The organism is Pseudarthrobacter sp. 1G09, from assembly GCF_050038305.1.
Classification (GTDB): domain Bacteria; phylum Actinomycetota; class Actinomycetes; order Actinomycetales; family Micrococcaceae; genus Arthrobacter; species Arthrobacter equi.
Map to the genome: position 1 here is coordinate 979,862 of NZ_CP188306.1, position 21,861 is coordinate 1,001,722.

Here is a 21,861-nt window from a genome sequence, read left to right on the forward strand (position 1 = left end):
GTTCAAATAATGGGCCCTACAGCCCATACTTCTCCAGCAGGCGCAGCCACACCTCGCTGATGGTGGGGTAGGCGGGGACCGCATGCCACAGCCGGTGGAGCGGAACTTCACCCACGACGGCGATGGTCGCCGCATGCAGGAGCTCGGCCACGTCCGGCCCGGCGAAAGTGGCGCCCAAGAGAACTTTCCGGTCCTCGTCGATGACCAGCTGCGCCCAGCCCCCGTAGTTCTCGGAGTGCAGGGAGGACCCCGCAACCTGGATGGGGAGCTCCACTGATGAGACGTTGTAGCCGTCTTTGCGGGCCCGCTGGAGACTGCGGCCCACCGTTGCGAGTTCCGGATCGGTGAAGACCACCCCGGGTACGGCGTGATCGTTGGCGGTCTGGGCGAAGCGGCTCCAGTCGGCCGGACGTCCGTCCAGTTCTCCCCTGGCGCGGGCTGCAATGGCGTCCCCGGTGGCGCGGGCCTCGTATTTGCCCTGGTGCGTATAGAGGTTCTTGCCCGCGGCGTCGCCCACCGCATACAGCCAGCCCCCGTCACCCTGCGCGGCCTGGACCAGCCCGGTGTTGTCCGTTTCAAGGAGCAGCCGCCCGTCCGCGTCCGCGCCGAAACCGACGCTTTCCAGGCCAAGTCCCTCAAGGGCTGGGTGCCGGCCCGTGGAGACCAGGACCTTATCCGCCGTGATGCTGGAACCGTCGCCGAGCTCGATTCTGAACGCCCCGTCGTCGTCCGTTCCGATCCGCTGCGTGGCCGTGTGGAGGCGAAGGTCCACGCCGTCAGCCCGCAGGCCGGCGGCAACAAGCCCGGCGGCTTCTTCCGGGAAGCTTCCCAACAGGCCGCTGCGCGCAATGAGCGTTACCGCCGAGCCCAACCGGGCAAAGGCTTGGGCCAGTTCAGTTCCTGCCACGCCGCCGCCCAGCACCGCCAGCCGGGCCGGCACCTCGCTGGCCGAGGTGGCTTCCCGATTACTCCAGACCTGAACGTCCGCCAGTCCGTCAATGGGCGGTTGGGTGGGCACCGATCCGGTGGCCAGGACCACGGCGTGCCTGGCCTTGAGCCGGTGGTCTGTTCCGTCCAGCCCTGCCACCTCAACAGTCCTGGGCCCGGTGAGGAAGGCGTGGCCGCGGATCAGCTCGATGCCGGAGTCCTTGACCCATTCCACTTGTCCGTCATCCTGCCAGTTGGACGTGAAGTAGTTCCTGCGGGACAGGACGGCTTTGGCATCCAGGGTCCGGGTGACGGCCTCCTTGGCGCCGGGCGTCGTCTGCGCCCCGTGCAGTGCGGTGCCCGGCCGGAGCAGGGCCTTGGATGGCATGCAGGCCCAGTACGAGCATTCGCCGCCCACCAGTTCGGCCTCAACGAGTACGGCGGTGAGCCCGCCCTTGACCACGCGGTCCGCCACGTTTTCGCCGGCAGCTCCGGCACCGATTATTACTACGTCATACTCGCGCCCAGCAGGCTCAGGAATCATGGGGACAGCCTACGCCGGGCGGCCGGACAGGGCTTGCAGGTTGGCTGGTGGCTGCACAGCGGAATGGTGTGGCGAAAGTTGCTGGTCTGCAAGGTCGCGGCCAGCCCCCGAGCAGTCTTCGTGGATCCTGGCCTTCTTCGCATATCTGGGCTTTGAAGGTTCTGACTCGCGAATAAGGCCGGGATTGGCGGCGTCGTCGCGGGCGTGGGTAGTCCATAAATCCGGGACTTAAAGCAAGAGGTCCGCACCGGCGAACCGGTGCGGACCTCATCTGTGCGCCCAAAGGGATTCGAACCCCTGACCTTCTGTTCCGTAGACAGACGCTCTATCCAGCTGAGCTATGGGCGCATCTCGTGTTCCCGGAGAAGAACCGCTCTCCTTGGAACTCGAATTACTTTACGCGAGTCTCGACGGAGTGCCAAATCGAGAGCCCTGTTATCTGCACTACTAGACCGGTCTAGGTGACCTTCCTCACTTAATCGTAGACTTTTCCACAAATATTCCTTGAAATCCCGCGGAATCCGCCTTTTGAGCAAAGTTGTAGCAAGCAAACTGCCGAAAACCGGCACTGGTCCGGACCATAGCATTTAGGACACACCGATGAACCCGAGGAAGGGAACCGCAATGGGCGATCTGGCACAGAAGCCGCTGCTTGACGAAGCACCCACCACACATGCCGGACTGCTGGCATGGGTCGAAGAAGTTGCTGAGCTGACGCAGCCGGACCGCATCTACTGGGTTGACGGGTCCGAAGAGGAGAACACGCGCCTCACCGATGAACTCGTTGCCGCCGGCACGCTAACCAGGCTCAACCAGGACCTGTTCCCCAACTCCTTCGCAGCCTTCTCCGATCCGGCCGACGTCGCCCGGGTCGAGGAGCAGACCTTCATCTGCTCCGAGAACAAGCGCGACGCCGGCTTCACCAACAACTGGATGGCTCCGACGGAGATGAAGGAGAAGCTGCGCGGCCTGTTCGCCGGCTCCATGCGCGGCCGCACCATGTACGTCATCCCCTTCGTCATGGGCCATCTTGACGCGGAGGACCCCAAGTTCGGCGTCGAAATCACGGACAGCGCCTACGTTGTGGCCTCGATGCGCATCATGGCCAATATCGGTACCGCCGTTCTGGACAAGATCACCGAGACCAACGCGTTCTTCGTTCCGGCCCTGCACTCCCTGGGCGCACCCCTCGAGCGCGGGCAGGACGATGTGGCATGGCCGTGCAACCCGGACAAGTGGATCGTCCACTTCCCCGAAGAGCGCTCCATCTGGTCCTTTGGCTCCGGCTACGGCGGCAACGCGCTGCTCGGCAAGAAGTGCTACGCCCTGCGCATCGCCTCGGTCATGGCCCGCGACGAAGGCTGGCTGGCCGAGCACATGCTCATCCTCAAGCTGACCTCGCCGGAAAAGAAGAACTACTACGTTTCCGCCGCCTTCCCCTCCGCCTGCGGCAAGACCAACCTCGCACTGCTCGATCCCACCATCGAAGGGTGGGAAGTGGAGACGCTCGGCGACGACATCACCTGGATGCGGATCGGCAAGGAAGGCGAACTCCGCGCCACCAACCCTGAGGCCGGCCTCTTCGGCGTCGCGCCCGGCACCGGCTGGGGCACCAACCCCAACGCCATGCGCGCCATCGCCAAGGGCAACAGCATCTTCACCAACGTCGCCCTGACCGACGACGGCGGCGTCTGGTGGGAGGGAATGACGGACGAGGTTCCGGCCCACCTGACCGACTGGCAGGGCAACTCCTGGACTCCGGACTCGGACAAGCCCGCCGCGCACCCGAACTCCCGTTTCTGCACACCGATCGCTCAGATCGACATGCTGGCCGAGGAGTACTACAGCCCGGAGGGTGTGGAACTTTCGGCCATCCTGTTCGGCGGCCGCCGCAAGACCACCATCCCCCTGGTGACCGAGGCCCGCAGCTGGTCCAACGGCATCTTCATGGGTTCAACCCTGTCCTCCGAGACCACCGCCGCGGCCGCCGGACAGGTTGGCGTGCTCCGCCGCGATCCCATGGCCATGCTGCCGTTCATCGGTTACGACGCCGGCGACTACCTGAAGCACTGGATCAGCGTCTCCGGCAAGGCCAACCCGGAACGGCTGCCGCACATTTTCCTGGTGAACTGGTTCCGCCGCACAGCTGACGGTGGCTTCGCCTGGCCCGGCTTCGGCGACAACGCCCGCGTCCTCAAATGGGCCATCGAGCGGATCGAGGGCAAGGCGGACGCCGTCGAGACCCCCATCGGATACGTCCCCGCCGGGCACGCACTGGACGTCACCGGCCTGGACCTGACCCACGCCCACGTTGAAGACGCCGTCCGCGTCGACCGCAAAGAGTGGGACGTCGAGCTCGCCTCCATCGAGGAGTGGTACGCCAAGTTCGGCGACTCGCTGCCGGATGCCCTGCGCTCCGAGCTCGATTCCCTGAAGGACCGGATGGCGGACCACAGCTAGCCGGTTGGGTTCAACCAGACGTAACGACGGCGGCCCCGCACCTTTTCGGAAAAGGTGCGGGGCCGCCGTCGTAATAACAGGGCTTGGCGTCGGCCACTCAGCGCGTCAGCTGGCCTGCCAGATGTCCGGGCCGAAGACCTCGTAGTGGATCCGGGTTGCCGGGATGCCGGCGTTGATGGCCTCGCTGCGGATGTTCTTCATGAACGGCAGCGGACCGCACAGGTACAGGGACGCATCGGCGGGAAGATCCACCTCGCGGAGGGACATGAATCCTTCCTTCGCGCCATCCACCGGCTGCTCCAGCCACAGCTGCAGCTCGGCACCGTCCAGGCGCTCGACGTCGTCCGTCATCTGGCTGCGGAGGGCCCAGCTGTCCAGTGTGCTTTCTGCGTGCAGCACCAGGACCTGCCGGTCGGAGCCGGTTTCGGCGAGCGAGCGCAGGATGGAGGCCGTGGGAGTGCAGCCGATGCCGGCGGAGGCCAGTACCACCGGGCCGTCGCCTTCCTTGAGCGTGATTTCGCCGTACGGGTTCGAAATTTCGAGGATGTCGCCCACCTGGACATTGTTGTGCAGGACGGGGGAAACCTCACCGCCGTCGTCCTTTTTGGTGGTGAAGCTGCGGCTGGTGCCAGCTTCGCCTGACAGGGAGTACTGGCGCACCTGGCGCAGGCCGTCCGGAAGCTGGACCTTGACGCTGACGTACTGGCCGGGAAGTGCTTCGGTGACGGGGGTGTCGTCGGCGGGTTGCAGGGTGAACGTCATGGAACCTGCGCCGGCCGGCGTCTTGGCGGCCACGCGCCACGGTGACCACATTTTACCGTTGGCCTGGGCCGCGTACAGGCCTTTTTCCAGTTTGATGAGCGCGTCTGCCATGAGCCAGTAAACCTCGGTCCAGGCCTCGGCGATCGCCGGGGTGATCACCTCGGCAAGGTCCTCCGCGATGGCGGCGAACAGGTGCTCGTAGACCACCTTGTACTGCGGTTCGGTGATGCCGAGGGAGGCGTGGCGGTGGGCGATGCGGGAGAGAACTGTTTCCGGCAGGGTGCCCGGGTTGTTGACCAGGTGGGTGGCGAAAGCGGCGATGCTTCCGGCCAGGGCCTGCTGCTGGCTGCCGTTGCGCTGGTTGGAGCGGCTGAAGAGGCCGTCGAGGAGTTCCGGGTGGGCGGCGAACAGGCGGGCATAGAACTTGGGCGTAATGTCGCCGATCCGTGACCCCACCAGCGGAAGTGTGGCTTCGATGACGGGGCGGGATTTATCCGAGAGCATTGCGGACTCCTGTGTTTGTGACCGGGGCCTTCGTCCGGCCTTAGCAAAATGCTTGCATTTGAAATGCAAGTATTTATGCCTCAGTTCTACACCTCGTAGAAGTTGGAAATCAAACCTGGAGGACGCTCCCGGTTATGGAGGTGCCCGGCTACTGTCCCGGCTGCACGCCCGGACGGAGGGGCTCCGGGAGCCCGGGGCGGAGGCCGATCATCTCGAACACGGGAGCCATTTGGCGGGACCCCGGAAGATCGGCAATAACTACCGGGTCAAGCTCGCGGTAGAACGCCTCGCGGGCACGGGCCAGGGCTGCGCGCAGCTTGCACTCATTGATCAGCGGGCAATTGCCCGTGGCGGACATGCAGTCGGCCGGATCCGTGCGGGTATCGAGTTCGCGCAGGATCTGGCCCACGGTGGCCGTCCTGCCGGCGTTGCTCAGCCGGGAACCGCCGGTGCGTCCCCGCTCCACGTCGATCAGCCCCATGGTGCGGAGCCTGGCCATCGCCTTGCTGACGTGGTTGTAGGGCGTCCCCACGGAGTCGGCAATGTTCTGCGTGGTCAAAAGCTGGTTCCCGGGGGCAGCCGCCAGGACCATCAGTGCCCGCAGGCTGACGTCGGCGAATGCGTTGATCTTCATGGCCCGGCGCCTGGTCTAGTCCACCCAGATTGTGGGTTCATTGGTGTCGGCTTCCAGTTCGCCGAACTCCCAGCTTTGGGTTTCGGCATTGGCTGCGTAGGGAAGCACAGCGGCGAAAACTGAGCCGTCCCGGTGCTCTGCGGCAACATGGATGGCGTCGGAGTCTTCCTCCACCAAAAGGATGTCGCACACCAGTGCGGCGGCGCGGTAATCATCCCGGTTCTGCCGCAACAGCGCGTTCAGGTCGCCGATCATGGCATCAGCATCGAACTCCGCGCCGCTGCCTTCCCCGGCGTCTGCCGGGGAGACGGCCACCAGCCGCACCTCGCCGTCGTTCTGCACCGTGAGGGCGAACGGGAGGAAGCCGCCGGCGCGCTGAAGCTGCTCCTGGGCAGCGCTGACGCCGGTTCCTAGGAGATTTTCAAGGTCCGCCGCCGTGGCTTCGGGAACAGAGTCGCGCCAGCTTTCCTGTCCCGCCGCTGCGGGCCCAGTATGGTCAGCCATGGCCTAGGCCCGCACGAGTGCCAGGACCCGGTCCCGGACCCGTTCCATTGTTGCCTGGTCGGTTGCTTCGGCGTTGAGCCGCAGGAAAGGTTCGGTGTTGGACGGGCGCAGGTTGAACCAGTAGCTGCCGTCGTTGGCCGTGAACGTGCTGCCGTCCAGGGTGTCGATAGTGATGTCCTCGCCGGCGAAGTCTGCACGCACGCGCTCCACCGCAGCCGGCTTGTCGTCCACCTCGGAGTTGATCTCCCCGGAGCTGACGTAGGGCTCGTACTCGCGGCCCAGCTCGGAGAGCGGGCCGTCCTGCTCACCCAGTGCGGCCAGAACGTGCATTGCAGCCAGCATGCCGGTGTCGGCGTTCCAGAAGTCGCGGAAGTAGAAGTGTGCCGAGTGCTCGCCGCCGAACACCGCGCCTTCCTCGGCCATGACCGCCTTGATGAAGGAGTGGCCCACCCGCGTACGGACGGCCCGGCCGCCGTCGTGCTCCACCAACTCGGCCACGGCGCGGGAGGTGAGGAGATTGTGGATGATCGTGGGGGTGGCTTCGCCCTGGGCCTTCGCGCGGGCAATTTCGCGCCGGGCCACCATGCCGGTAACGGCCGACGGCGAAACGGGCTCGCCTTTTTCGTCCACCACGAAGCAGCGGTCGGCGTCGCCGTCGAAGGCCAGCCCGATGTCCGCGCCGTGCTCGATGACGGCGGCCTGCAGGTCCCGGAGGTTTTCCGGCTCCAGCGGGTTGGCGGGGTGGTTCGGGAAGGAACCGTCCAGTTCGAAGTACAGCGGAATGATGTCGAACGGAAGCTTGGGCAGCAGGGCGTCACCCAGGACGGCGGGCGTCGTTAGCCCGGCCATGCCGTTTCCGGCATCCACGACCACCTTCAGGCGGCGGGATCCCGAGAGGTCCACCAGCTTGCGCAGGTACTCGGAGTACTCCTTCAGGACGTCACGCACACCAATCTGGCCGCGCTGGCCGGCAGCCGGGATGGTCCCCGTGCTGAGGTAGTGCTCGGCCAGGGACTGGATGTCCTTCAGTCCGGTTTCGGAGGAGATGGGGACAGCGCCGGCCTTGGACATCTTGATGCCGTTGTAGCCGGCGGGGTTGTGGCTGGCGGTGAACGTAGCCCCGGCCCGGTTGAGGAGTCCGCAGGCAAAATAGAGCTCGTCGGTTGAGATCAGGTCCAGCAGCTCCACGTTGGCGCCGCGGGTGGCAGCACCGTCGGCGAAGGCTTTGCTGAACTCGGGGGAAGAGGGGCGCATGTCGCCGCCCACCAGGATGGTCTGGCCTTCGAGCTTCAGGACGTCCACGAACGCGGCCCCCACGGCTTCGACGATTTCGGCGGTGATCGATTCGCCCACAATGCCGCGGACGTCGTAGGCCTTGAAGGATGCCGAAAGGTCAAAAGTCGTTGTCTGTTCGCTAGTCACGGGCTTTATCTTACGTGGACCCGTGCGGTGCCTGTGGAGGGTGGGACGGGGCTGGCGATTGTGACGGAAAGGATCTGTGGGCCTTTCCACATAACCGTTGGGCGGAAGCCGGTTGTCAGGGGCGGCTGGGATACTGAATCAATGGTCGATAACCGGAACGCCACCCTTTCCCAAACCGATACTGATTCTGACGCTGATTTTGGGGCTGCCGCTTCCTTTGCGCAGCCGTCCCCTCCGGGCGGTTCCGGTACCGGCACCCACAGCCAGGCGCTGGCGGTGCTGCGTGAGCTGGTGGGAAACCCCGGGGCAGATTTCCACGACGGCCAGTACGAGGCCATTGAGGCACTGGTCGACGGCGGCCGGCGGACTTTGGTGGTCCAGCGCACCGGGTGGGGCAAATCGGCTGTCTACTTCGTGGCGTCGCTCCTGCTGCGCCGCCGCGGGGCGGGGCCCACCCTGATCGTGTCGCCGTTGCTGGCCCTGATGCGTGACCAGGTGGCGGCTGCCGCCAGGGCGGGTGTCCGGGCCGTGGCCATTAACTCGGCGAACCAGCTGGAGTGGGACACCGTCCGTGAACAGCTTGCGGCGGACCAGGTGGACGTTCTCCTGGTCTCGCCGGAACGTTTGACCAACCCCTCCTTCCGGGAAAACCAGCTGCCGGAACTGATCAGGCGCACCGGACTGCTGGTCATCGATGAAGCCCATTGCATCTCGGACTGGGGCCACGACTTCCGTCCCGATTACCGCCGAATCGCGGACCTCATCGAGCAGTTACCGGATTCGGTGCCGGTGCTGGCCACCACGGCCACCGCCAACTCCCGCGTGGTCCACGACATCGAAGAGCAACTCGGCGCCGGCGTCCTGACCATCCGCGGCGCCCTCGGCCGCGATTCGCTGCGGCTCGGCGTCCTGACGCTCCCCGACGCCCGCCAGCGCCTCGGGTGGCTGCTGACCCATCTGGCGGACCTGCCCGGCAGCGGCATCATCTACACCCTGACCGTTTCCGCCGCCGAGGACACCGCCCGGCTGCTGGCGGAGGCGGGCCACGAAGTGCTGTCCTACACCGGCCGCACCGACCCCGCAGACAGGGAACGCGCCGAGCAGCTGCTCAAGGACAACCAGGTCAAGGCCCTGGTGGCCACGTCCGCACTGGGCATGGGCTTCGACAAACCGGACCTCGGGTTCGTGGTCCACCTCGGGGCGCCGTCGTCGCCGGTTGCCTACTACCAGCAAGTGGGCCGTGCAGGCCGTGGAGCCGCCAACGCCGACGTCCTGCTGTTGCCGGGCTCCGAGGACCGCGACATCTGGCAGTACTTCGCCACCGCATCCATGCCGTCGGAAGAGAAAGCTGCCGCTGTCCTGACTGCGCTCGCCGAGGCGGGGAGTGCTGTGTCCACGGTGGCGCTGGAAGCACGGGTGGACCTGCGCCGAACCCCGTTGGAGTTGCTGCTCAAGGTCCTCTCGGTGGATGGAGCCGTGGAACGCGTAGGCGGCGGCTGGCGGTCCACGGGGCGGCCGTGGGTCTACGACGCGGAGCGGTACCAGCGAATTGCCGAGGCCCGCGTGGATGAACAGGACTCCATGATCATCTACCAGGACACTGCCGGGTGCCGGATGGAATACATCACGTCAGTCCTTGATGATGAGACCGCCCATGCCTGCGGCCGGTGCGACAACTGTGCCGGGCAGTGGTTCCCAGCGGACGTCGCAGCTGATGCCACGAACGCGGCCGGGCAGACGCTCAGCAGGGCAGGCGGTGTCCTTGAGCCGCGGCTGCAGTGGCCCAGCGGGATGGACCGGCTGGGCGTTCCGGTCAAGGGAAAGATCAAACCGCCGGAGGCGCTGTCAGAGGGCCGCGTCCTGGCCAGGCTGACCGACCTTGGCTGGGGCGGTGCCCTGCGGACGATCTTCGCCGCCGGCGCGGAAGACCGTCCGGTGGACCCTGCCATGCTGCAGGCCTGCGTTCAGGTCCTGCGGGAGTGGGGAACAAGTGACTCCCGGACGGCGGGCTGGAGCGGTGGTGGCCGGCCGGCCGCGATCGTGAGCATCCCGTCGCGCAGCAAACCGCAGCTGGTGGAATCCCTCGCCCGTGGGATTTCGGACATTGGCCGCATCCCCTACCTCGGTGCCCTGCAGTTGGCCCACGGCGGCCCCACAGGAAGCCGCGGCGGCAACAGCGCGTACCGGCTGGCGGGGGTCTGGGACCGGGTGGTGGTTGGCCCCGAGCTCGAAGCTGCGTTGGGTTCCATCCAGGGACAGAGCGTGATGCTGATCGATGACCTGGCGGACAGCCGGTGGACCCTTACTGTCGCGGGGCGTGCCCTTCGGCAGGCCGGGGCCGGTGCTGTGCTTCCGCTGGTTCTGGCGCAGGCCGGCTGACCGCTGCTCCCGCATGCCGTGGGAGCAGGACACTGTCCACGGTGCTGGCCAGCATCAGGACTGCCATGGCCAGGAAGGCTCCGCGGTAGGGGCCGGCATCGTCCTGGGGAAACGGGCCAAGTCCGTCGAAGATGCGGATCAGCAAGGCAGCCACTGCGATCCCGGCACCCGTGGCGAGCTGGACCAGCGTTGCCGAAACGGTGTTGGCCGACGTCAACTGCGCGGGGACGATATCGGCGTATTGCACCGACGCGTAGGACGAGAACCCGATGGAGCGGAACGCCCCGCTGCAGACCAGCAGGGCAAACGTCAGAACCTGCGGAGTCTCCGGGGTCAGCAGTGCGCACACTGCAAAAGTGGCTGCTGACGCGAGGGATGCGAACACCAGCATGGCCTTGAACCCGAAGCGGCGGATCAGGGGAGTGGTGGCCGGTTTGATACCGATGTTGCCGATGAAGACGGCGGCCACCATGATGCCCGCGTGGATGGGGGTCCAGCCGAAACCGGCCTGGAACATCAGGGGCAGCAGGAAGGGAACCGAGCTGATGGTCAGCCGGTAAACGAATCCGCCGGTGGCCATCGCGCGGAAGGTACGGGTCCGGAACACATCCAGGTTGAACAGGGGGTTGCTGGCCCGGCGCATCCAGAACACGGCCGCGAGCAGGGAGGCTGCACCTGCCGCCGCACTGATACCCGCCCAGGGGCCGTCAGGGTGTGAGCTGGCCAGCTCAAGGCCAACCACCAGGGCACCGACGCCCAGTGTGGTGAGGAACAGCCCGGGCCAGTCCAGCCGCCGCCCTTTGTCTCCAGCAGACGATGGGACCAGGCGCAGGGCCGCAAGGAAGGCAGCCAGACCCAGCGGGAGGTTGATCAGGAAGATCCAGTGCCAGGACAGGTACGTGGTGAGTACACCGCCCGCCAGGGGTGCGAGGACCGGCGCCAGCAGGCCGGGCCAGACGAGGAACGCCGTGGCCCGCAAAAGCTCCGATTTAGGCGTGCCGCGCAGCACCACCAGCGTTCCCACCGGAACCATCATCGCGCCCCCGGCCCCCTGGGCGATGCGGCTCAGCGTCAGTGAGGTGAGGTCCTGGCTAAGGGCACAGGCCAGTGAAGCAACGGTGAAGATGGCAACGGCCAGGCAGAAGATCCTTCGCGCCCCAAAGCGTTCGGCCAGCCAGCCGCTGATGGGAATGCCGACGGCGACGGTGAGCAGGTAGGCCGTCATGGTGATGTTGACGTCTGCCGCGGGAACACTGAAATCGGCTGAGATATTGGGTATGGCAGTGGTGAGGATGGTTCCGTCGAGGAACTCCATGAAGAAGGTTGCTGCCACCAGGAGGGCCAGCCGCGGGCTCCATACCTGCGCGGCGTCCCCCTGCGCGTGGGCCCGATCTCTTACTGCCATCCGCTTATCCTGCCATCAGGCAGCCTGCGCCAGCAGAGTGCGTCCGATCCCCGGACTGCCTCAGGAAACAATCTCCGGGTACGCAAAAGGCCCCGGTCCAGGGACCGGGGCCGAACGCGGAGACGGGGGGATTTGAACCCCCGGTGGAGTTGTGCCCCACACTTCATTAGCAGTGAAGCCCATTCGGCCGCTCTGGCACGTCTCCAATTGCTATTCCTAGCCCACCAAGGATACGCAGATCCGGCCATGCAGTGCAAAACGGCTGCGGCCCCGCGACGGCGGAAGGCTGGCCGGGGCCGGTCAGCCTAGGCAGCGGGCTGGACCGGGCGCACCATCCTGATCTCGGGCAGGTCCTCCCAGTCCGACAAAGTGTCCTCCACGCCGTCCGGTTCGAAGCCGAACCGCCGGTAGAAGCCGATGGCCCGGCTGTTGCCAGCGGCCACCCAAAGGCTCGCAGCCTGGGTGCCCAGGGCGGCGCCGAGCAGCTGCCCGCCAAGGCCAAGCCCTTGGTGGGATGCCAACAGGTACAGCCCCCACAGTTCCAAGGGACCGGACCCCGGCGGCGGGTGTCCTTCCGGGGACTCCGGTGGGGGAACTGAACGGATACCGGCGAAGCCCACTACCGTGTCGCCGTCGCACGCAACCCACGCTTCGGCCGGGTCCGGTCGGTCCAGCAGGTGCCGCCACAGCGCCAGCCGGCCCTCCCGGTCGGCCGCCGCCAGGAACGCGTCGGACAGCATCCCGCGGTAGGTTTCCTGCCAGCAACGGATGTGCACGTCCGCCAGCCGCTCCACATCCGGGGCAACAGCCCTGCGGACCGAGGCCGCAGGCCGAGGCACCGCAGGCCCAGGCACTCCTGGCCCAGACGCGCCAGGCCCAGACGCACCAGACCCAGACACATCCGGCGCGGGTACCGCTGTCACGACGTTCCGCCCGCCAGCGCCTTCCACAGGAAGTGCTGGCTGCGGGCCTGCAAAGCTGCCGCCTGCCGGTTGTCCGACGCTCCCGCGTGGCCGCCCTCCAGTGCTTCGTGGAACCAGACGTTGGGTATGCCCATGGCGAGCATGCGGGCAGCCATCTTCCGTGCTTGCACCGGGCCCACGCGGTCGTCCGAGGTGGCCGTCCAGATGAACGTTTCCGGGTATTCGACGCCGTCCTTGAGCAGGTGATACGGGGAGAAGGTCCGGATGTACTCCCACTGCTCCGCCACGTCCGGGTCCCCGTATTCGGCGATCCAGGAGTGCCCGGCGGACAGTTTGGTGTACCGGCGCATGTCCAGCAGCGGCACGCCACAGGAGACGGCCCGGAACAGGTGGGGGTAGCGGGTCAGCATGTTGCCCACCAGCAGCCCGCCGTTCGAGCCGCCCACGCAGCCCAGGCGCTCGCGGGAAGTGACGCCGCGGGAGATCAGGTCCCGTGCCACCGCGGCGAAGTCCTCGTAGGCTTTGTGCCGGTTTTCCTGCAGGGCGGCGCGGTGCCATGCAGGCCCGTATTCGCCTCCGCCGCGGATGTTCGCCACCACATAGACGCCGCCGCGCGAGTGCGGCGCCTCCCCGCCGTCGACCGGCAGCCCGGTGGTCCGCCGCTCCAGCCAGGCCCGCCCCACCGTTCCGCTGTAGGCGGGCGTCCGGGAGACCTCGAAGCCGCCGTAGCCGGAGAGCTGGGTGGGGTTCTGGCCGTCGAGGGGCAGGTTGTGGGAGGAGACCTGGAAGTACGGGACCCGGGTGCCGTCGTCGGAGACCGCGAAGTGCTGCTGGACCTCGTACTCGGCGTCGGAGAAGAACGACGGCGAGGACTTCACCTCCGTGTGTCGGCTCACCACGCCCGGCGTCCCGGCATCGTCGCGGCCGCGTTCCAGCGTGCCGCGCATCAGAGTGCTGGGCGTGGTGAATCCGGTGGCGATCAGCCAGAAGTCGTCGCCCGCACCGCCGTCGGCCGCTGCTTCATCCTCATCGTCCACGGCATAGGCGTTGACGTCATGCAGCGGCGGGCAGGCATCCAGGAGCGTGGAGGCCCAGGCGGACCCGTCCCCGAAGGAACCGTCTGCGGCGTCCGCCGGGCGGGACGGGTCCAGCACCCGGATTTCCGAGGACACGTCCCTCAGCAGGTTGAGGAGCAGGAAGTTCCGCGTCCAGCTCCACGACTGCAGGGATGTGTGGGCGTCCGGCGTGAACAGCACCACGAGGTCGCGTGCTCCGGCCAGGTAGTCCTCGAAATTGGCGGCGAGCAAAGAGCCGGCCGGATAGGTGGTGCCATCCAGCGCCCAGTCCCGCTGCGGGCGGAACAGCAGCCATTCGCGGTGTGCGCTGACGTTGACGTCGGTGGGAACGTCGATGGCCACCCATGAACCGTCGCGCAGCACCAGGTTGGTCCGGTTGAAGAAGTCGATGTAGTCCACGGCGAAGGTGCGCTCGAAACCGGGGGTGGAGTCGTGCGCCACCACGGCCATCATGTGCTGTTCGGGAACCTCGAACAGCCGGGGTGCGCCGGCCAGGGTTTCACCGCGTTTCAGGGTGACGCCGGTCCGGGCGTAGGAGGACGCCGTCCTCGGCAGCCCGTCAGCCGTGGAGGAGACCAGGAGGGTGTCCGCGTCCAGCCAGGACACGTTGCCCTTCGCCGTCGGCAGGTCAAAACCGCCCGCCGCCGGGTCAATAAACGTGCGGGATTCGACGTCGAACTCCCGGTACCGGTTCGCGTCGCCGCCGTCGGGGGAGAGCGCCAGCAGAGCGTGCCGGTAAGGCTCACCCGCGGCGGGCCGGAGGAACGTGGCGCCGTGGAACACCCACTCCTCGCCCTCGGCGGCGGCCAGGGCGTCCACGTCCAGCAGGACGTCCCACTCGGGGGAATCCGTGCAGTAGCTTTCCCAAGTGGTGCGGCGCCACAGGCCCTTGGGGTTGTCCCGGTCCTTCCAGAAGTTGTAGTACCAGTCGCCGCGCTTGCCTACCATGGCGATCCGGTCGGTGGAGTCCAGCACCTCCAGGATGCTGCCCTCGAGCCCGGCGTAGTCGGCGTCCTCCAGGAGGTCCTCCGTGCGTGAGTTCTGCTCCTTGACCCAGGCGAGCTGCTCTTCGCCGTAGATCTCCTCGAGCCACACATTTTCGTCGGTTGGCTCCGGCGCGAGGCCGCCAGGGCCGCCCAGGCCGCCGTGCCCGTTGGGGCCGGTGCCCGCAGGCCTGCCGTCCGTGGGGGTGTTGCCGTGGCCGGACGCTGAATCAGCTGCAGTGGTGGTCATGCGCCCCATCCAAACAACATCCGCTCGGGGGTGGCAAGTCAAGCGGCCAGCCCTCCCTCTTCAACGCAAGCCCGTACTCTGGAAGGCGTGGAAAATACGCAGAGCACCCGGACCGCCATCATCGGTGCCGGCCCCAGGGGCACCAGCGTCCTGGAGCGCCTGCTCGCCCACGCCAGCCACCGGGCCGAACACCGGGGAGGCGGCTCCGCCGTCCGGCTCCACATCGACGTCATCGACCCCTACCCCGCGGGGCCGGGGCACGTCTGGCAGCCGGGGCAGTCACGGCTGTTCCTGATGAACACCCAGTCCTTCTACCCCACACTGATTCCCGAGGATCCCGACTTGCCTGCCGCCGTCGCCGGGACCACCTTCGACCGCTGGCGCGAACGGCAACAGCAGGATCCGCTCCCGTCCCTCACCGCGGATGAACGCGCCGAACTCGCAGTGCTCGGGTCCAATGACTTCCCCAGCCGTGCGATCTACGGCCGGTACCTGCGCTCCACGCTGGCGGACCTGCTCGCCGGGGCGCCCGACGGCGTCACCATCGAATTCCACGAGACGTCCGCCCTGTCGGTGCACCCGGTGGGAGACGGAACGTTCGACGTCGGCCTGGCCACCGGGGCGGCGATCCGCGCGGATTCTGTGGTGCTGGCCCTCGGGCACATCCCGTCCAGGCTCAACCCCGAACAGCGCGAGCTGCTGGCCTCCGCGGGGCAGCTGGGCCTGAGGTACCTGCCGCCGGCCGTTCCGGCGGACGTGGACTGGGCAGTAATTCCGGCCGGCGAACCGGTCCTGGTACGCGGCATGGGGTTGAACTTCTTCGACACGATGGTCCAACTGACCGAGGGCCGCGGCGGCAAATTCACTGCCGGCGGGCCGGCCGGGCGGCTGGAGTATGAGCCCTCCGGCCAGGAACCGTTCATCATCGCCGCCTCCCGGCGGGGGGCCCCCTACCGGGCCAAAGCGGCGCTGGAAGGCTATTACGCTTCCTCGGTCACCCTCCGCTACCTCACGGAAGCGGCGCTGGACCGGTTCGAGGCTGCCGGTATCCGTCCGGGGTTCGACCACGACCTCTGGCCCCTCTTGCACCGCGACACCCTTTGGGCCTACTACTCAACGCTGGTGCGCGCGCAGCCCGGCGCCGTCCCGGACAGTGCAGCGTTCCTGGCCGCCCTTGAGGAAGCCCTGCACCCGCACGCGCACAGCGCCGCCAACTGGGAGGACGCCGTGGACAGTGTGCTGGCCATTCACGTGGGACCGCGGCACCGGCTGGACCTTCCGGGGCTCGCCGCGCCTTTGGCGGGACGTACTTTCGCGTCGCGCGCCGAGCAGGACGCCGCCGTCGTCGAGTTCCTCCTCGACGACGCCCGCCGCTCCGCGCTCGGCGAGGATGACCCCGTGAAGATGGCCATCGGTGCCCTGCACCACGGCCGCGCCGTCCTCAAAACGGCAGTGGCCGACGGCGGTATCACCGACGAATCCTGGGTCGCCGGCCTGCGTGGCTGGTTCGAGTCGTTCGTGGAAGGGCTGGCCAGCGGGCCGCCTGCGCTGCGCTCGGAGCAGCTGGCAGCGCTGGCGAGGGCCGGCGTCGTCAGCTTTGTGGGTCCGGATCCGAAATTCGGCGTTGACCGCAAGGCCGGAACCTTCACCGCAGCCTCACCCTGGGTTGAGGGCCCGCCCGCCGCCGCCCGGACCATGGTGGAGGCCCTCGCGCCCGGCAACCGGGTCTCGGCCAACGACTCCCCGCTCCTGCAGCAGCTGCTCAAGGACGGGCTGGTCCGGTCCAGGCACATGATGACCGCCGAGGGGGCTCCGGTGCAGTCCACCGGCCTGGACGTCGAACCGCACCCGTACCGGCCCCTCGCCGCCAACGGGTCGGTCACCGAGGGGATGTACGTGCTGGGCCTGCAGCTTTCGTCCGCCCAGTGGGGAACCGCCATCGCCGCCGAGGCGCACCAGCCGGGCACCCCGGCCTACCGCAGTGGCCAGCGCACCCTCCGGGACGCCGACGAAATCGCGCAGGCCATTCTGGGCAACGCGTAACAGCGCGACTTCCGTCCGGGAAATATTCGGCCCGGATTCCACGTACTCGGAAACCGTCGTGCCCTGGGGTCCTGGGCACGGACCGCGGGCTGACCGGCGCGAAAGTCACCGTTATCTGTCCAGGATTTCCGCGCAATGAAAAAGGGTGTCCCTCCCGGCCACGTGGCCGGGAGGGACACCCTTTTTGCGTTCTATGACTTACCGGCGCAGCATCAGCCGCGCAGGCACTGCTGGTACTGGAGCCAGGCAATGCCGTAGCGGATCCAGCCCAGGACGTCGTACCACTTGGCCGGCTTGGTGGGTGCCGTGCACGCGGGCGGCAGCGGCGTGGTGGCTGCCACCTGAACCGCTACCGTCACCTTCGTTCCGGACTCCGCCGCGGTGAGCACCAGCGTTGCCGTGCCGGCGGCAGCACCTGCCGGAACCGAAAGGCTGACGGTGGCAGACCCTGCCGATACCGGCACGGTTCCCACCTGGGTGGCCTTGCCGGCCGAATCGGTGAAAACGGCGGCCAGTGCGGTGTTCACCGGGCTGCCCAGCGAGGTCAGGTCCAGCTTGGAGAGCCCCAGGTTGACCGTTTCGCCGGGCTTGACCGTGGCCGCGGTGGTGTTGGTGACTGCCACGGAACGCCGGGCAAAGTCCGGGGACACCGGGCTGCTCTTCTGCAGGTAGCCGATCCACGCGTCCCGGTCCACGAGTCCGGAGTCCCGTGTATTGGCTCCCTGGGTGAAGACCCGGAAGTTGTCTCCGCCGGTTGCCAGGAAGCTGAACGTGCCCACCCGGTAGGACTTGGCAGGATCCAGCACTTCACCGTTGACCCGGACTGACGTGATCCTGTCACCGGCGGCGCGGTCGGCGTCGTAGGTGTAGTTCACGTTCTTGGACAGGCCCAGCTGCAGGTAGGCGCGGCTGGGGACCGTGCCGTCCGCGTTGGTCTGCCATTGCTGCTCCAGCAGGGTCTTGAACTGCGCTCCGGTCAGGGAGGTGGTCCAGAGGTTGTTCACGAACGGCAGCACGGCGTTCGCTTCGGCGTAGGTGATGGTTCCGTCCGGAGCGTAGTACAGCTCGTTGCGGAGGCCGCCGGGGTTCACGACGCCGATCTCGGCCCCGCCCAGTTCGGCCGGCTTCAGCGAATCGAGCAGCGAGTCGGCCACCAGGTTGCCCAGGGTGGACTCGCTGCCGCGGTCGTCGCGCTTCGCGGTGCCGGTGGCGTCGGTGCTGAAGGCGGTGGTGATGTCCTTCGTGACCGAGCCGACGGGCTGGTTGCCCACCTCGGCTGCGGCTGCCAGGGCCTTCTGCACGATGCCGTCCACCGCTGCAACGCGCGGGTAGGCCGCGATCAGGTCCGCCGCGGGGTCAGTGGTGCGTTTGACGTTACCGGCCTTGTACCCGGTGACATCCTTGGTGGCGGTATCCACCGTCAGCTGGATCTGGCCCACGTTCTCGCCGTAGTTGCCGGTCTGCACGATGGGGCGGGTCTTGCCCTGCACGCCGGGGACGGGGGCGTCCCAGGCATATTCCTTGTGCGTGTGGCCGGTGAAGATGGCGTCAACGTCCGCGGAGGTTTCGGTGACCAGCTTGGCGAACGGGCCGCCGGCTGCCACTTCCTGCTCCAGCGTGGACCCTTCCACCACACCGGACCCGGCGCCGTCGTGGTTTTCCACGATGATGACGTCGGCGAGGTTGCCTGCCTTGATCTTCGCCGCGGCCCGGTTGATGGCCTCCACCGGGTCACCGAACTCGAGGTCGGCGATACCTGCGGGTGTCACCAGGGAGGGGACCTCCTGGGTGACGGTGCCGATGACGGCCACCTTGATGCCATTCATGTCCAGCACCGTGTACTCCGGCAGGACGGGCTCCGTGGTGCCCTTCCGGTACACGTTCGCTCCGAGGTACGGGAACTTGGCGTTGCTGCCGTCCGCGATAACGCGGTCGCGCAGGTCCGGCCAGCCGCCGTCGAACTCGTGGTTGCCCACTGCCGAGGCCTTCAGGTCAAGGGCGTTAAGCACATCGATGGTGGGCTGGTCCTTGGCCACGGCGGAGGCAAACAGGGACGCGCCGATGTTGTCGCCGGCGGAGAGGAACGCTGTTGCCCCGGGGGCGGCAGCTGCACGCAGCTTCTCGATGGTTCCGGCGAACTGCACGGTGTTGGTGTCGATCCGGCCGTGGAAATCGTTGATGCCCAGGAAGTTCAGGTCAACGCTGGCGGGTGCGGACTTCAGGTCCAGGCCGACCACGACGGGGTCGTGGTCGCTGGCGCGGAACTGGTCCGGTGCGTAGTAGTTGGTGACGTTGTTGTTGTAGCGGCTGTATTCCAGGGCCACTGATTCAACTGAGTTGATGTTCCAGATGTCCGCACCGGTCACCACGCCGTTGGCCGCAGGGGAGGCCAGGATGTGGTCCAGGGACCCCACCAGGCCGCCGAAGAGGTACGAGTGCTTGGCGGAACCGTCGGCGTTCTTTGCCTTGTCGTCCTGGTTGACGTAGCCGGCGGCCGTCAGGACGTTGATGGGGTCTTCCTTGCCGTAGGAGTTGAAGTCACCGATCAGGAAGACCTTGTCGGTGCCCTTCGACTGCTGCAGCGAGGTGGCGAAGTCCAGCAGGGACTTGGCCTGGGCGGTACGGGCGAGGTTGGAGTTGCCCTGGCCCTTGTCCGTGTCGTCCGGTGTTGCGGCGGAACCCTTGGACTTGAAGTGGTTGGCGATAGCGATGAATTCGGTGCCTGCGCCGCCGCCCACGGGCTTGAACACCTGGGCCAGCGGCTTGCGGGCGCTGGCGAAGGCGGTGGTGTCGTTGTGGATGACGGACTCACCCACCGGTTCTGCAACGGCCTTCTTGTAGATGAATGCGGTGCGGATCATGTCCTCGTCGGCCAGCGGGGGTGCGTTCGCGGGTGAGCGGACGTAGTCCCAGATGCCGGGCGTGGGGATGTTCAGCGACTCCACCAGCTTGGCGAGGGCGTCATCCCGGTCCTTGCCGAACTGCGCCGAGTTTTCGATCTCCATGAGCGTGACCACATCGGCGCCGGTCTTCGTGATGGCGGCGACGATCTTGTCCTGTTGCCGCTGGAAGTTCTCGGCGTTGGCGGCACCGCGCGCGTCGCAGCCGCCGCGGACGGTGATCGGGTTGCCGGCGCGGTCCCCGTAATAGGTGCAACCGGAGAGGGTGTCCCCGGTGGTGGGGAAGTAGTTCAGCACGTTGAACGAGGCGATCTTGACGTTGCCGCCCACGGCTGCGGGTGCTTCGGTGCGGGTGGCTCCGAAGCTGGCCGGCTGGACCGTTGCCTTGTTGGCTTCGGTCAGGTGGGTCAGCGGCTGCAGCTTCCAGGAATCGTTGGCATACCCGAGTACCACGTTGGTGGTGAACGTGGCGGGGGAGCCGACGCGGACCGGGTCCGTGGTGGTGAGGTACGGCAGTACCTCGGCCTTCGTGGCGGCGTCCTTGAGGAAGTTGGTGCTGGCGCCGTCGTCGAGCTTGATGCCGCGGGCGGCGTTGTCAGCAACAGCGGCGCTGTATCCGGCCGAGCCGTACGGCGCGACGGCGGTGGGCTGCACCAGCGGAGTGGTACCCCCGGCCAGCCCGATCTCGCCGTATTGGTTCAGGCTGTAATTGTCCGTCACCGTCAGGGGCCCTTCGGGCGCCAGGAGCATGCCTTCGAGCGACTCGCGGAAGGCCTCCGTGGCGGGCAGGGTGAAGATGGTGGGCTTGACCTCGGGCGCCGCCTCCGTGAGCTGGGTGAGCCCGGCTGCCGCGGTGACGTTGACCTGGGTCATTCCGTAGTACTCGGCCACGGTACCGGTCACCTGGACATAGTCTCCGGCCTTGACCGATCCAACGGTGGCGGGCGAGTAGACGAAGATGCCGTCGGAGGCCGCGTGGTTGGTGCCCGCGAGGTCGCCGCCGGTGCCGGGGGTCTGGATGTAGTAGCCGTTGAGGCCGCCGGTGGGGAATGCTGCGGTGACCTTGCCCCGGGTGGTCACGGCGGTGCCGGCCAGCGGGCTGGCGGTGCCGGTGCCCTGGATCTCGGCGATGGTCTTCGCCACAGGATCAGGCGAGGGGGTGGGCGTCGGATCAGGGTCCGGCGCGGTTCCGCCGGAGGATACCGGGGTGATGGTCGCGCTCAGGCTGAAATCGGCTGCGTTGTTGTTGCTGTCCGTCCCGCCGGTGCGGTTGAGGCTCTTCACATCGGTGTTTCCGGCAGGTGCCGCAGCAGCCTGGGTCTCAAAGGTGTTGGAGGTGCCGTAGCCCAGGAGGTCGGCCACGCCGGCGGATTCCACCGCGGAGCCGGTGGGAAGTACGACGGCGGAGGGCTGCTTGGCGAGCACGATGGTCCCCGAAGAGCCGCTCGGGTTCAGTCCCCCGGCTACCAGGTCGGGCTTGGGGAGGTCCGCGCCGTTGGCACCGTTACTCCCGCCCTGGACCAGGTAATACCCCTTGGCCGGAATGGAACCGGACAGTGCCGAAACTCCGGTAGGCGCGCCCGTCCCGCCGGCGGCGCGGTACTGGACCGACCAGCCGTCCAGTGACACCGGGGCATCCGAGGTGTTGTAAAGCTCCACGAACTTGTTCTTATAGGCGGCGCCGCTGCTGCCGCCGCTCAGGTAGGCCTCGTTGATGACAACGGGCGATGTGCCTGCCGCGGCTGAGACCTCCGCGGCCGTGCTGTCCGCTACCGCAGGCAGGGCCGTCAACGGGGCTGCGATGAGCCCCGCCGACAACGCTGTGCCCAGCGCTAATTTCCAAGGTGTTTGATGCATCCGCTCTTACTTTCATGAGATTGTCCCCGGTGGGGGACCCATTGGAGTATGTCCGGGTTGTACCGATCGGACTGGGGCCGGACCCTGCTCCTGGTCAATGGTTGTCCGGCATATCCCAACAGCACTGAATGAACGCAAAGTGGCCAGTGCGTGCATTCGGCGGATCGTTCCCCAGCGGAGCGGCCCGTCCACCCTTCCGGAGCGACCGTGGCCCCGTGCGGGTGATGCCATTGCGGTGGCCGGTACCTGATACCTGGATGTGCCGGCCATCACAAACAATACCGGCCG

The 21,861-nt window shown here is 67.1% G+C and carries 12 protein-coding genes and 2 tRNA genes; 3 read left to right on the forward strand and 11 right to left on the reverse strand.

Going from position 1 to position 21,861, the window contains the following annotated elements:
- Positions 1 to 16 precede the first annotated feature (16 nt).
- Positions 17 to 1,471, reverse strand: a complete 1,455-nt coding sequence (locus ACP3TD_RS04645; protein WP_426765771.1) for a dihydrolipoyl dehydrogenase family protein — start codon at positions 1,469 to 1,471, stop codon at positions 17 to 19.
- A 274-nt stretch (positions 1,472 to 1,745) separates the two neighbouring features.
- Positions 1,746 to 1,819 (reverse strand) — tRNA-Arg (locus ACP3TD_RS04650).
- A 276-nt stretch (positions 1,820 to 2,095) separates the two neighbouring features.
- Here ACP3TD_RS04650 and ACP3TD_RS04655 point away from each other — a divergent pair.
- Positions 2,096 to 3,931 (forward strand): phosphoenolpyruvate carboxykinase (GTP), encoded by a 1,836-nt coding sequence (locus tag ACP3TD_RS04655; protein ID WP_426765772.1) that lies wholly within the window; start codon positions 2,096 to 2,098, stop codon positions 3,929 to 3,931.
- Between the two features lie 105 nt (positions 3,932 to 4,036).
- On the opposite strand, the gene ACP3TD_RS04660 is transcribed toward ACP3TD_RS04655, so the two are convergent.
- From ACP3TD_RS04660 to ACP3TD_RS04675, 4 genes are all read right to left on the reverse strand, one after another.
- Entirely contained in the window at positions 4,037 to 5,197 is a 1,161-nt protein-coding gene (locus tag ACP3TD_RS04660) for a globin domain-containing protein (RefSeq protein ID WP_426765773.1), read from the reverse strand.
- 148 nt (positions 5,198 to 5,345) lie between these two features.
- Complete coding sequence (locus ACP3TD_RS04665) at positions 5,346 to 5,831, reverse strand: RrF2 family transcriptional regulator (RefSeq protein ID WP_426765774.1); 486 nt, start codon at positions 5,829 to 5,831, stop codon at positions 5,346 to 5,348.
- Positions 5,832 to 5,846: 15 nt separating this feature from the next.
- Positions 5,847 to 6,335, reverse strand: coding sequence for a hypothetical protein (locus tag ACP3TD_RS04670; RefSeq protein ID WP_426765775.1), 489 nt, complete (start codon positions 6,333 to 6,335; stop codon positions 5,847 to 5,849).
- Between the two features lie 3 nt (positions 6,336 to 6,338).
- Positions 6,339 to 7,757 carry a phosphomannomutase/phosphoglucomutase gene (locus tag ACP3TD_RS04675; protein WP_426765776.1) on the reverse strand — a complete coding sequence of 473 codons (1,419 nt, stop codon included), beginning with the start codon at positions 7,755 to 7,757 and terminating at the stop codon, positions 6,339 to 6,341.
- A 141-nt stretch (positions 7,758 to 7,898) separates the two neighbouring features.
- Here ACP3TD_RS04675 and ACP3TD_RS04680 point away from each other — a divergent pair, with 141 nt between their 5' ends.
- Positions 7,899 to 10,136 (forward strand): RecQ family ATP-dependent DNA helicase, encoded by a 2,238-nt coding sequence (locus tag ACP3TD_RS04680; protein WP_426765777.1) that lies wholly within the window; start codon positions 7,899 to 7,901, stop codon positions 10,134 to 10,136.
- Here ACP3TD_RS04680 and ACP3TD_RS04685 read toward each other — a convergent pair.
- The 4 genes from ACP3TD_RS04685 to ACP3TD_RS04700 all read right to left on the reverse strand — a co-directional run bounded on the left by ACP3TD_RS04685 (position 10,060) and on the right by ACP3TD_RS04700 (position 14,773).
- Positions 10,060 to 11,541 carry an MFS transporter gene (locus ACP3TD_RS04685; protein ID WP_426765778.1) on the reverse strand — a complete coding sequence of 494 codons (1,482 nt, stop codon included), beginning with the start codon at positions 11,539 to 11,541 and terminating at the stop codon, positions 10,060 to 10,062. The two genes, ACP3TD_RS04680 and ACP3TD_RS04685, sit on opposite strands and share 77 nt — an antisense overlap.
- A 117-nt stretch (positions 11,542 to 11,658) precedes the next feature.
- Positions 11,659 to 11,746 (reverse strand) — tRNA-Ser (locus tag ACP3TD_RS04690).
- A 100-nt stretch (positions 11,747 to 11,846) separates the two neighbouring features.
- On the reverse strand, positions 11,847 to 12,380 hold the full coding sequence (locus ACP3TD_RS04695; RefSeq protein ID WP_426765779.1) for a GNAT family N-acetyltransferase: 534 nt from the start codon (positions 12,378 to 12,380) through the stop codon (positions 11,847 to 11,849).
- A gap of 80 nt (positions 12,381 to 12,460) precedes the next feature.
- The gene (locus ACP3TD_RS04700; protein ID WP_426765780.1) at positions 12,461 to 14,773 is read right to left on the reverse strand and encodes a prolyl oligopeptidase family serine peptidase; all 2,313 of its coding nucleotides are present in this window, start codon (positions 14,771 to 14,773) and stop codon (positions 12,461 to 12,463) included.
- An 87-nt stretch (positions 14,774 to 14,860) separates the two neighbouring features.
- Here ACP3TD_RS04700 and ACP3TD_RS04705 point away from each other — a divergent pair, with 87 nt between their 5' ends.
- A complete protein-coding gene (locus ACP3TD_RS04705) occupies positions 14,861 to 16,816 on the forward strand; it encodes an FAD/NAD(P)-binding protein (RefSeq protein ID WP_426765781.1) in 1,956 nt (651 codons plus the stop codon).
- Between the two features lie 212 nt (positions 16,817 to 17,028).
- On the opposite strand, the gene ACP3TD_RS04710 is transcribed toward ACP3TD_RS04705, so the two are convergent.
- Positions 17,029 to 21,573, reverse strand: coding sequence for an ExeM/NucH family extracellular endonuclease (locus ACP3TD_RS04710; RefSeq protein ID WP_426765782.1), 4,545 nt, complete (start codon positions 21,571 to 21,573; stop codon positions 17,029 to 17,031).
- Positions 21,574 to 21,861: the final 288 nt, after the last annotated feature.